This window comes from Lewinellaceae bacterium, from assembly GCA_020636105.1.
Classification (GTDB): Bacteria; Bacteroidota; Bacteroidia; order Chitinophagales; family Saprospiraceae; genus BCD1.
Window position 1 is genome coordinate 1,178,971 of the sequence record JACJYL010000001.1, and the last position, 12,621, is coordinate 1,191,591.

The 12,621-nt window shown below is 38.6% G+C and carries 11 protein-coding genes; 7 read left to right on the forward strand and 4 right to left on the reverse strand.

Translation table 11 applies throughout. From position 1 onward, the window contains the following. Positions 1-189: 189 nt before the first annotated feature. Both H6571_04335 and H6571_04340 read right to left on the reverse strand, forming a co-directional pair. Positions 190-612, reverse strand: coding sequence for a hypothetical protein (locus H6571_04335; GenBank protein MCB9322950.1), 423 nt, complete (start codon positions 610-612; stop codon positions 190-192). Beyond that, positions 575-3,370 carry a relaxase domain-containing protein gene (locus tag H6571_04340; GenBank protein MCB9322951.1) on the reverse strand — a complete coding sequence of 932 codons (2,796 nt, stop codon included), beginning with the start codon at positions 3,368-3,370 and terminating at the stop codon, positions 575-577. The genes H6571_04335 and H6571_04340 overlap by 38 nt, the downstream gene beginning before the upstream one ends. Before the next feature lie 221 nt (positions 3,371-3,591). Between H6571_04340 and H6571_04345 the strand changes: the two genes are divergently transcribed. The 4 genes from H6571_04345 to H6571_04360 all read left to right on the forward strand — a co-directional run bounded on the left by H6571_04345 (position 3,592) and on the right by H6571_04360 (position 7,416). Beyond that, on the forward strand, positions 3,592-5,091 hold the full coding sequence (locus H6571_04345) for a hypothetical protein (GenBank protein ID MCB9322952.1): 1,500 nt from the start codon (positions 3,592-3,594) through the stop codon (positions 5,089-5,091). Between the two features lie 5 nt (positions 5,092-5,096). Beyond that, entirely contained in the window at positions 5,097-5,798 is a 702-nt protein-coding gene (locus H6571_04350) for a hypothetical protein (protein ID MCB9322953.1), read from the forward strand. Between the two features lie 9 nt (positions 5,799-5,807). Beyond that, the gene (locus tag H6571_04355) at positions 5,808-6,731 is read left to right on the forward strand and encodes a hypothetical protein (GenBank protein MCB9322954.1); all 924 of its coding nucleotides are present in this window, start codon (positions 5,808-5,810) and stop codon (positions 6,729-6,731) included. A 61-nt stretch (positions 6,732-6,792) separates the two neighbouring features. Next, entirely contained in the window at positions 6,793-7,416 is a 624-nt protein-coding gene (locus tag H6571_04360; GenBank protein ID MCB9322955.1) for a hypothetical protein, read from the forward strand. A gap of 88 nt (positions 7,417-7,504) precedes the next feature. Here the strand turns inward: H6571_04360 and H6571_04365 are convergent, their stop codons facing one another. Continuing rightward, positions 7,505-7,774, reverse strand: coding sequence for a hypothetical protein (locus tag H6571_04365; GenBank protein ID MCB9322956.1), 270 nt, complete (start codon positions 7,772-7,774; stop codon positions 7,505-7,507). A 51-nt stretch (positions 7,775-7,825) separates the two neighbouring features. Continuing rightward, entirely contained in the window at positions 7,826-8,938 is a 1,113-nt protein-coding gene (locus H6571_04370; GenBank protein ID MCB9322957.1) for a hypothetical protein, read from the reverse strand. Between the two features lie 149 nt (positions 8,939-9,087). Here H6571_04370 and H6571_04375 point away from each other — a divergent pair, with 149 nt between their 5' ends. The 3 genes from H6571_04375 (at position 9,088) to H6571_04385 (ending at position 12,610) form a co-directional block, all read left to right on the forward strand. Next, complete coding sequence (locus H6571_04375; protein MCB9322958.1) at positions 9,088-9,489, forward strand: hypothetical protein; 402 nt, start codon at positions 9,088-9,090, stop codon at positions 9,487-9,489. A gap of 795 nt (positions 9,490-10,284) precedes the next feature. Then, entirely contained in the window at positions 10,285-10,875 is a 591-nt protein-coding gene (locus tag H6571_04380; protein ID MCB9322959.1) for a recombinase family protein, read from the forward strand. Between the two features lie 169 nt (positions 10,876-11,044). Further along, on the forward strand, positions 11,045-12,610 hold the full coding sequence (locus tag H6571_04385; protein MCB9322960.1) for a type I restriction-modification system subunit M: 1,566 nt from the start codon (positions 11,045-11,047) through the stop codon (positions 12,608-12,610). The last annotated feature ends 11 nt before the right edge of the window (positions 12,611-12,621 follow it).

Genomic DNA, 12,621 nt, shown 5'->3' on the forward strand with positions numbered 1-12,621 from the left:
TGTAAGATTTGAAAAAAATCTAAAAAAAGACTTAAGGAATCCGAACATAATAATTGAATTACAAAAGGGAAAAAATACAATAATACTCTTTGAGAAACGCCTGTTTGTATATTTTAGTTTCGTATTCATTTAGAAAATCGAATAATACTTTTATTTTATGTAACTTTTTTAGGATTCTGTTTGAATCCATCATTCTTCCTCAATCCTAATCCTCTCAATCACCACATCCACTTCCTCAGCCTCCACGAAAGAGCTATCATTTTCCTTCACCCAAACCAATCGCTGTTCCAAAATATATTCATAAACAGAAGATAGATTCTTTCCTTCAATGATAATATCACGGCCCCCAGCGCGTAGGGTGATCGTTTGCCCGCTGCCATTTGTGCCAAGATTGAACATAATGGGCGAGGAAATTTCCATGTAGTAAATGCCAAAACGATTTCCTCCTTTGGTGAAAATGTCCAAAGCCATAGAAAGCGGATGTCGTCCGTTGGTTTGGTCAAACGTATAACCAAAATACTTTCTGTCTTTTGCCTTGCGTATGAACTCCGGGCGATCCCCGTTGAAGGGAGTACTACTTTGCCGGAGCTGATCTTGAAATTTGCTTGACATTACTCATTATTTTTTGGTTCACATTGCCGATATATTCCTTACTCTTATGCCACATATCTTTTGATTTGGAAACTGCCACTTTGAAAATATTTTCCTTGCGCTTGTACTTATCCCGCATATTTTCCGAGGCAGCCGCCACTTCCATTGCCGTTGTCCTGGTAGTGGACTGCTTTACTGATTTCAGTAAATACTGCTTGTCGTCAGTATATACTGAAATTGAAAACTTACCACGCGAAGCGCTTACGTAAAATTGTTCCTTGCTGGAAGCCTTTCCCGAAGCTGAAGATTGCATCACTATAACCTTGTCCACGGATTTTCCCTGTGAAGCGGGGGAGGTGGTGTAATAACCATGTGTCATGTTGCGATAATCCTTATCAAGGGTGATAATGTTCTTTGCCTTGTCCCCCTTAAAAGCTAACACATTGCCACCTTTGTCAAATCCGTGAACGGTCATGATCTCCCCATTATTCAATCGCTTTTTTTCGTTGGACATGCCATTCTTGGTAATTCTGATTTTATCCCCGATGGCAAGACCTATTTCCTGTTTTTCATAAACCGAAAAACGCTGGCTATGCTTCAAAGGCAAAACCATGCTTTCTGTTTTCTTTTCATTAGCAACCGCCGCGGAAACCAGCACATTTCCCTTTTTATCAAACCCCATCACATCATAAGTACTCCCTCTTTTAAAACCACCGGCGGCGTTTTGATGAAACTGGATGGACATACCTTTTTGAAAGTTGGCACTGTCCTGTTTTTGGGCTTCCGTGTAGGATTTATCTTTATGAATGGTAAAAGCTTTATCTTTCATTTCAAGGGCTCCCTGTTCTTTGAGCTTGTGGCGGATAGCCTTTGTCGCTTCTGCGCCTTGTGCGTGGGTAGTTGCCACCACAAGAATATTTTCCTTTTTATGGGCAGCATCGGCATATTCTGAAGCAACCTGAGTTTTTAAGCTATTCATATCCACCACTTCTTTGATAGCTCCCATCTTGTCCAGCTTTTCATAACCCTTTTCAACCTTGCCTTCAGAAAGATGCTTTACTGCACTTTTGTACTGGTCTGTTTTCTGTCTATGGATCTTTTTGATAAAAGCTGGCATTGTGCCACCATAATCCTGAATGATCCGCATGGCATCCCCGCGCTCAACACTGTTGTGTTGTTTGGTGTCACCAGTGAGCAGAATCCGGGCATTTTGGTTTTTCGCTACATCAATTAATTGGTTCATGGTTTTATTGCCTACCATGCCGCTTTCATCGATCCACATCACTCCGTCCTTGATTTTGCTTTGAAGCTTTTCATCCTGTAAGAGGGCGGCAATGGTGGTGGCATCCTTAAAGCCTTCTTCCCGCTGCACGCCACGTGAGGCATCCGCAGAAGGGGCAAAAGCATGGAATGATTTCCCGGAGGCCTCCACGCCCTGAGCCACTTCTTTGATCGACCAGGTCTTTCCGGTACCCGCACCACCGGTGATAATAGTGATAAAATCTCTGGAATTAAGTGCATGATTAACAGCATGAGCCTGTTCATCGGAAAGCTGCTTATTCTGGACTTCATAGGATTTATTGATGGGTTCATGATTGCCCCTGCCTGCGCGAACGGAATGAATCAGTTTTTTTTCTTCATCTAGTGCTTCGCGGGTAGTGATGATCTTATCTTTGGTGCGCTGATCGGTTTTGGATAGAATATCCTTTCGTATGCCATACTCCCTTTTTATTTCATCCGCACTAACCTGTCCAATTCCGCGTTTTAAAGCCTCACCAAGCATCCTTTTCTCTGAAATGGTGGATTGCCTTTCCAGTGCATGGGAAAGCGCATAATCAATCGCCTGAGCAGCATTTAACCCCTTATCATCGGTATCACCTCCACCATTTTTAGCAGAAAAGACCTGTTCCTTTTCAGCATTAGTGAGTCTTTCCAGCCACTTTTTTTCCAATTCCTGGTTGGATAATCCTTTGGATTTATCCGCTCTTGTCTTGGCACCCAGGGCGCTTTTATCTTCGGAATAAGTAATCCCCAATTCCTGCGCTTTATCTTCAATTTCGCGGGTACGATTGGAGAATTTATCAACCGTTTCTTTGCTGAATCCTTTTATCTGAAAATTGTTTTCATCCCGTTCAATTCCATATCCAATTTCCTGTAGGTTATTGGCCAGATGAGAATGAAAAAGCGCTTCGTAATAAGGCGCATTGCTTTTCACCGTCCCCACCTCGATGGCCTGAAAGCGGTCTTTTTCTTCATTTTTGGTGGTGTTAAAAACATAGCAATGTTGATGCAAATGAGGGTCAGGAATACCATCCACCGGACGTGCATTAAAATGTGTAAATGCTGCATAAGCGATATTGGAGGTGAGCTGATATTCTTTATCATTTCCCTGTCCTTTTTGAGTTTGCATATCCTTTTCTATTTCCATCATGGAGGACTGAACGGACTTTTCAAAGGCAGCTAAAATTTCCTTATCGCCGGTCAGGGAATAGATCATAGATACACTTTTTGGTGCCGAAAATGTGAAGTCATATCCCGCTCTTCTTGACTCGCTATCCCGAACATTTAACTGTTCATCGGTAGCCGGATTTATATTGCTGGCAAGCTTTTCAAAATCCTCTTTTTTGACCTCGCCGCGCAGATTAAATCCTTCGGAAAGTTTGCCGTGCCACTTCCCCTGAATCTCATTTTTTTCGGAATAATAATCCTGTCTCGACAGACCCTCATCGAAGTATTTTGAGGCTGCTTTTGCACTTTTCGACACCGTTATTCTTAGCATAGGCAGGTACTATTTTATTAAGTAATATTTAAGGCAGACGTCTCGTCTAAGCAGTGCTTACACCTTTATGGTCGCAAGGTATCAAGGATAGGAAAGGTGGTCAATAGGGTTTTTATGGAAAAGGTGGGAAAACTGGATGTGATATTTTTCTATATGGCTTTTTTGAATATCTTTGAAATAAAATTACAATTCTATTGATCACCTAAAACTATATTTTGATTTTGAAGACTACTTCCAATTCATTTCTCAAATTCGAATCTCCAATTATTCGATTTTCACAAGAACCAAAAGATTTTTGGACTCTTAGCGATGCCCTCAGAGGCACCCAAATTTTTGGTGGGATAGGATCAGGAAAAACCTCCGGTAGTGGAGCAATGATCTCAAAAGCTTTTTTGGAAAATAATTTTGGAGGCATTGTGCTTTGTGCAAAACCGGACGAAGTGGAGAACTGGAAGAGAGTTGCCGCTTTAACCGGGAGAACAAAGGACTTAATTATTTTTAATGAAGATAGTCCTTATCGGTTTAATCCCTTGGACTACGAAACCAATCGATCAGGAAAAGGAGCCGGAGAAACCTTTAATCTGGTATCGCTTTTCATGAATATTTATCAGATGGGTAGAAATGTAAGTGGGGAAGGATTGTCCAGGGAAAATGACAGATTTTGGGATAATGCTATGAAACGGAGTTTGAAGCGCATGATTGATTTATTAAAACTCGCAAAGGAACCTGTGTCTATCAGAAATATGCACCGCATTATTTTGGACGCTCAAAAAACAGATGATATAGAAGAAATCATGCAAGCATCCACAGATAAAAACTTGGAAAACGGGCAAAGAAAAATTTCTGAAATAGGGAATTATTACGGGATTTGCATAATGAAGGCGATTCGAAATTACGCTAGCAAAAACACCAGCCTGAAAGATCAGCAAAAAATGGAGTGGGAACTCCAATTAATTATCAACTACTTTAATCGGGAGTTTGCTAAATTAAGTGACAGAACCCGGACTATCATTGTTGAATCCTTTTTGGGAATTGCAGAACCTTTTTTGGGCGGGATGCTCAAAGAGTTTTTTGCAGGTGGAACTTCGGACGAAATAAAACCAGAGGTTTGTTTTGATGGAAAAATCATTGTGCTGGATTTTCCTATAAAAAACTACCTTGAAATGGGGGTATATGTTCAAGGTATTTACAAATTGCTTTGGCAGCAAGCGATGGAAAGAAGAAGTTTTAAGGATGGTAGGGACAGGCCTGTTTTTCTATGGGTTGATGAGAGTCAAATGTTTTTGAACGATTATGATCAAATTTTCCAGACCACTGCCCGAAGTTCAGGTACGGCTACTGTTTATTTATCACAAAATATCAGTAATTACTACGCCGCTATTGGAGGTAGAAATCCTACCGCAAAAGTTGATAGTCTTCTTGCTAACCTTTCAACAAAGATTTTCCATTCTAATAATGACGCAGTAACTAATGAATGGGCTGCTCAAACTATAGGAAAATCTTTTAGGATAATAGAGAGTTTTAATGTAGGAGAACAAACCAGTGCTGGGGCAAGTAAGCAATTTCATTATCAGGTTGAACCTGTGAAGTTTTCTGTATTGAAAAGTGGAATAAGTGACGATGAGGACAAACTTGAATTTGGGACATATATTACAGTTGCCAACAGAAGGTGGTCTAATGGCAAGAATTTTATCACATATACCTTTGAAAAATACATTTAAGAATTATGAACAAAAACCCATACAATAATCCAGAAAGGAAAAATGTATCAAAAAGCCTTTTTGAAGCCTTTACAAGTATTCTAGGTTTGAAAAATGCTGGAGTAATTAGTGGAATATTTTGGTTTTTAATATTGTTTATGGAAACGGTTGCCTTACCAGCTAAACTTTTATCAAGAAAAAGACCGGGTATCAGATCAGTAGGAAGATTAAAGTTTATTCTTTTTGTTGTAATTGTTTTGTTCGTTCATCCTTATTATCTCCGGTTTCTTCTAGGAGACGAGTTGATTTTGTACAATGACAATGAGTGGGACTATTTATTTTCTTTAACTCTCATTTGTTTAATCATTTGGATTAAAAATTTGAGAAAATTCAAGGAAAGAACTGGCTTTGAACAACATTCATTTTTTAGGGGTTATCCTTTAATGAACTGGTTTGATATTGGAAAATTAGAAGTTGAAGAAAATTTAAGTGTTGGTAGATTTTTAGATCCATTTATTATTGCGTTGACATCCTATGGAGCGTTGTATTTTCTTGGAGATATTTTTAAAATAACTGCTGTATTTATTTGGGTTTCTTGTTCTGTATTACTTATTGAAGAATTGATCCATTATTATGACCACATTAATTTTGACCTTGACTTCACAGATCAAAGAACTTTTTCAGAAAACTTAGCTAAACGTGATCAAAACTCGACTACTGACTATTAAAATTTGAAAATGAATATGGATTTGTTTTTTAAAATAACTGGCTATTTGGGAGTCTCTTTATTTGTGTTAATTATCATTGGCCAAATTTTTTTTGATAAAATTGATATTGGAAAATTAGGAGAGGGACTTAATTCCTTTTTGATTTGGTTTTTCAAATATTTGATTTTGATTTCAGGAGTGATTATAACAATTGGAGTAATTTCTATGCCGGCATTTTTTTTGGTTTTCATAGAGAAGAACAATCTTTATTCCGGAGCCCCAAAATACATTGCCAACTTGGGAATAATTTATATTTTCACATTTTTACTTGGGATAATCTTGTTTTCTTTTGCAAAGAAAAATGGAGGAATTTCTTATTTTAACTCGCCGAGATATTCCAGGAAAATTCTTCTAAATCCCGTTATTGTTTTTATATCTTTTTTAATTCCCACAATTCCGTCAATACTTTTTTTCGACTTGATAAGGCGAATATTTCCAATAGAAAATGTGTTTTTTTCTATCTTGGTCTATGGTTTATTTACGTTAATATTTGTATTAATATTTATGGAGGTTGTGAAAAAAGGGCAGCTTAAAAATAAGATTTACGGTTATTTTTTTCGAGAACATTATTATTGGCATAAGTCATGGAAATTGACGGACAGTGGTCAGCTTGATAAAATATCTAATGCATCAATTTTAGATCAAGCTATTGGAAATTTGACTAGGTCGGTTGAAATATATCCCACAATAATTGCGCACAAGTATATAGCAAAGGTATATGCTAGATATTTTTTTTTAACAGAAAGTAACAACCCTATAAAAGCACAAAAATTTGAAAAGAAAATAGAAGAACATTTAGAGTCGTTACAAGATTTAAATGAGGAGGCGCTTTATTTATATAAACTGAAAAAGAATATTAATTCTCTAAAGTCTGGATCTTTCGAACTTTATTAACTATTTTTTAACCATTTCCCTCTATAATGGACTAATAATAAATGAATTTAAGGAGGTTATCTTGGTTAAAGAAATTGATTTAGGAAAAAAATCACATCTCACAGGTGAGATGTCAAAGAATATTGTAGCTCAAATAGTCCATGATGGTAGCTATATTTCTCCTCATGCCATAGCTCATGTAAGATCAAGAGCAAAGTCTTATGGAGGGCTTGAATATCCTCCTTATGAAGGAGTTTCAAGAGAAGAAATGGAGGAAATGAAAGCTTCCGAATTTAGTAGAATCACAAGGGAAGTTCCAAGGATTTATAATAGCAATTTGACTGGCATTGCCTATGAAATAGGTAATGAAATTGCCAATTCTGGAGAATTAAAGGTTGCACAAGATGACCGAGTTAAAGTTCTCATGGATGATAAAATGTATAAATTAATATCTGAGACCCTTCCTAAACTTTCAGATGAAATATATGATTTAGGGAAATCAATCGGTAGAGGTTTTCGAGACTTAGTAAGAGGAAATTCATTGCAAACCGAGATGAAAAACAAAATAAAAAGTGAAATGGTAGAACCATTAAGAGAGTATCTAAAAAATGAAAATATCAATACAATGAAACCTAAAGAGGAGATCAATTCTTCTCTAGACGCATTGTTAGAAAAATACTTTTCCACCTCAAAGGGTAGGGGTTAAGTGTTGGAATATTGAAGGCAATAATAAATAAATAATCACAGAGGAATAGATTAATTAATTAATGAGGGTGTAATTTCAATTACCTTCTCTATTTTTCATCGCTAAAATTATCATCGAACTCAATTACGGCAAATCCTTGAATATAGACAAATCGCCCTTCAGGGCTTTTTAATAGAAGAGTTGAGGCATCGCTGTCAGAATATTCAACTGTATAATTTACATATTCAATAAGCTGGCCACCCAAATTAGTTTTTACTGTACCCTGTTTCCCTACTATTGAAGTATAATTAAACGCTTCATCTTTTCTCTTATCAATGAAGCCACATCCTGAAAAAAATAATTGAGAAAAAACAATCATAAAGAATAAAAATGAAATTCTTTCATTTCATAATCATTGTATTTGATATGACTAATCACCACCGCCATCTCCACCACCGTCGCCGCCTCCATCTCCGCCGTCACCACCGTCGGCATCGCCATCCATTGAAGGATCACCTACGTCATCATAATCTTCGTAGGCACTTTCAATTTCTGGTTCCTGATATGCTTCCGGTGCTATCATAATATTTTTGTTTTCCTGAATTTCCTGTAGTCGGCCCATATCCAGTTCTTCCACTTCTCCCTGATTGGGGTCTTGCTTGTCAATTTCCGGCTCTTCTTCATTGATGAAATTTTTCTCATCCCTAAATACATCCCAGGCTTTTTGCATTCTTTCTTGATCCACTAATTCCTCTGGTTGTTCAATTTCGGATTTATTTATCGGATCAGTATTGGTTTCATTTCCCTCCACCTCTGGCTCCGAAATATTTGGCTCCTGTTCAATTTGTGGCTCTTCCATGTTTTCTGGAAATTCAGGTCGCTCATCCTGAAATTCGCGCATGGCACCTCCTAATTTAATTCTTTCCTCAGAATTGATTGAATTGATGTTATTCTTTTCATTTTGACTAATTGGTTCATTTTTGAAGCCTTGTTCCAATTTCTGTTTTTCTTCCCATTCCTTTATCATCCTTTGCTCTGTTGCTTCATCAACTGTTGATTTCGGGTCAAAAACACTAACCACCCCTCCAACGGGGCCAGCAATTCTTCCAATTCCTCCCAAAACTTTTCCTGTTCCCTCTAAAACCGGGCCTGCTTTTGCCGCTAGGTCATCAAGATATGGAGCTGCTTTTTTTAAATCCTGCTCGGCCTTTTCAACCAAGTCATCAATCTTATCCGCAATCTTTTTCCCAACCTCAGACTTTTTTTCTGGCTCAACTTCGGGAGTTTCAGACATTCTATTTTCGTATGACTTTATTGACCTTTTTTCCTGGGCTTCCATAGCCTCATCCAATTTCTTTTCATAAAGGTCTCTATCAAATTCCTGAGGCTTGAATTCTGGTTTTCCTGATTTTTCAGCTTCCATTTTTTTTACATCGAACTTGTTGTTCTCCTTTCTTGGAAGGCTGTTCTCTCCGCCAATGAATTTTTCGTCAATCTTTGAAGGGCTTTTTACCCTGTCTTTCCAATTGTTTTTGTCTGCCATAATCAGGTTTTTAAAATTCTGTCCTAAAATTAGCTATTTTCTGATATAATGAACCAACCGAAAGATTATTTAGTTTTGCTTCAGCCCTGCATTTCCTCTTTTTTGTTTCCCGAGAACGGAGGGTGAAGAAACAAAAAAGGAGAAAATTTATGAAAGATCATAATGACACTAAAAATCATAACGCTCCCTTATCGGATAATTCGTTTATGATAGATTCCGATTTATTACCTCTATTTGATAAAGCGGAAAACGGTTGTTTATCTTCCCAAATAAAATTGGCAGTGGCTTTCTGTGAAGGAGAAGGGGCTAAAAAGAATGAAGCGTTAGCAAGAAAATTTGAAAAGTTAATGTTTGATACAACCGATGACTATAGGTTTAAATTAGCTGCCCTTTGGAACCCTGCCATCAGGGCACATGAAAGAGGTGATTTGGAAGACATGAAAGCCTATTTTCACAAAGTGATAGACTTCATGCAAGAAAATGTCCCCATGGAAAAATGGGATTTTTCTCTTTTTGAGGTGATGGAAAAACTGACTCAAGGGAAAGAATAACCCTTTATCCATAGCTTTCAAACTTTGATAGTAATTCCAATTTTTGGAAATATTGGGTCCAGAGGTGCTTTTTATAGGAGGATTGGTTCATGGGGGGCATTTTTGACAGAAAGGGCAACCCTTTTCGGATTGCCCTGTATCTATTTAGAATGGGAATTCTTGTAGAAAGCTAATTAAGTCCGAAGAAAGTTCAAAAAAACCTTTTAGCATTTCAAAATAGTTATATCCTTCGAGAAGGATCTTAGCTATTTTTCTGATTCTCTTCCAAATATATCTGCGCTTCCTCCTTCGGGAAGCTGTTTTGTGTTTCCTTTTCATCTGTCAAATTCGACCAGATAACATTGAGGAAATCACAATAAATAGCAAAAAACACCATAATTGAAAATCTGCCAGCCAGAGCTGGTCATTTATTTGTAGGCTTCTAAATAACGGTCAATTCTAAGGTCAAGAACTCTAACAGGCTGTTTTCAACGCAACTAAGTTTTTCTTGAACAGTTAGTCTTTTCCATTGTTATTTTCCACCTAGATATTGTATGATGTAGAAAGTTGCTAGCTTTCCAATTTAATATTAGAGCACCCCAGTTGGTTCGCAGCCATAATGATTAATACGGATGCCCTATTAGATTAGTTTCAAAACTCCAAGACTCATTTAATAGTCCCAAAAAACGACCGTTTTCCCGAACCCCTCCCTCCATTTCCTAATTTCCCCATTTTCTTCTCACCCGCTGTCCAAAAAACTGGTTTTCAAAATCAAAGTATGATAAAAGCAGTTATCAACCCTTTTATTGGACAATTATGAAAATCGGATATGCCAGAGTAAGTACCAAAGACCAAAACCTTTCTATGCAGATTGATGCCCTCAAAAAAGAAGGGTGCAAAATCATCTTTGAAGAAAAAGTCACCGGCACGAAAGCCGGCCGGCAGGAGCTACGTAAAATGATAGATCAACTGCGGGAAGATGATACGGTAATAATATGGAAACTCGACCGTCTCGGTCGTTCACTTCGTGATTTGGTGAATCTGGTGACGGAAATCCAGGACAAAGGTGCGGGGCTGAAATCTCTCAATGATTCTATTGATACCACTACGCCACAAGGAAAGCTTACTTTTCACTTATTTGCTGCGCTCTCCGAATTTGAACGGGATATTATCAGTGAGCGGACAAAGGCTGGTTTGGAGGCTGCCCGCGCTCGGGGGCGGAAAGGCGGGCGACCAAAAGGACTTTCTAAAGAGGCACGGGATAAGGCGATAATTGCTAAGACACTTTATGAGCAGGGGGAAATGTCTGTTTCGGAGATTTGTAAGTATGTAGGGATTGCACGGAGTACGCTTTATAAGTATTTGAATATTTCCTCTGCTTCAAATTCCGGCGAAAAGACGGATTGAATAGTGTTATTTCCCACAAGTTCCATTTACATTGTTAGGAATCTCAATTATTGTTTCCATAACTTATTGTTAAATCTTAAATTTGTTACTTTTAGAGGTTGAAATGACTGAACCAAAGCAAAATGAAAACGAATCTTTAATTCAGCATATAAAATTCCAAAGTGATATAATGTCAGAAGAACACAAGAAACAACTTGAAACCCAGCTATGGAACATAGCCAATACCCTGAGAGGGAAAATGAATGCCGATGAATTTCGGGATTATATCCTGGGCTTCATTTTTTATAAATACCTTTCGGAAAAGATGCACCTCTATGCCGATAAAATCCTGCAAGAGGATGGCATGAAGTATGAGGATATTGACGAAAATTCGGAAGAAGGACAGGAATATCTGGAAGCTATCAGGGAAGAATCGGTTTTGCAGTTGGGGTACTTCCTGAAGCCCTCCGAGCTTTTCCATGCTATTGCTGTTCGTGGCAATGGCAATGGTTCCAAAAATTTCATCCTCGATGACCTTTCCAAAATCCTGACCAATATCGAGCAGAGTACGATGGGGACGGAGAGTGAGGACGATTTCGATAAACTCTTTGAAGACCTCGATCTCACTTCTACCAAACTTGGCAGGACGGAATCTGCGAAAAATGAGCTGATCTCCAAGGTGCTTTCTCACCTTGATGCGATAGATTTTGAATTGGAAAATACGGAGCTGGATGTTTTGGGCGATGCTTATGAATATTTAATTGCTCAATTTGCCAGTGGTGCGGGCAAAAAGGCCGGGGAGTTTTATACGCCCCAGGAAGTATCACAGGTTTTGGCCAAACTGGTGACTACCGGAAAGACCAAACTTAAATCCGTTTATGACCCTACCTGTGGTTCAGGCTCCTTGTTGTTGCGGGTAGCGAAAGAGGTAAAGGAGGTTTCTGCTTTTTACGGGCAGGAACTCAACCGCACCACCTATAACCTCGCAAGGATGAATATGATCCTGCACGGGGTGCATTATCGAAAATTCGATATTCGGCAGGAAGATACTTTGGAGCGGCCTCAGCACATAGAGGAACGCTTTGAAGCTATTGTAGCAAATCCGCCATTTTCGGCTAAATGGAGCGCTAACCAACTACACATGAGCGATGATCGCTTTAGCCAGTACGGAAAACTTGCACCTGGCTCCAAGGCGGACTTTGCCTTTGTCCAGCATATGATCCACCATCTGGCAGATAACGGTCAAATGGCGGTGGTATTGCCGCATGGTGTTTTGTTCAGGGGCGCTGCGGAAGGGCTTATCCGAAAATACCTGATCGAAGACAGGAATTATTTAGATGCAGTGATCGGGCTGCCGGCCAATATTTTTTATGGCACGTCCATTCCTACCTGCGTACTCGTTTTTAAAAAATGCAGGGAAACGCCGGACGATATTTTATTCATCGATGCCAGTGCTCATTTTGAGAAAAACAAAAACCAGAACCGCCTGCGGGAAGAAGATATTGAAAAGATCATTACCACCTACCGGGAGCGGAAGGCGATGGATAAATACAGCTACATAGCACCTCTCGATGAAGTTAAAGAAAATGACTACAACCTCAATATCCCCCGCTATGTAGATACTTTTGAAGAAGAGGAACCGATAGATATTGAAGCCGTTTCTGACGAGCTGGCAGTGCTGGAAGGCGAAATCCGTACCAACGATGAGGTGATTGCCGATTTTTGTAAACAGCTGGGTATTTCAACACCTTTTTAAAACCGGATGAT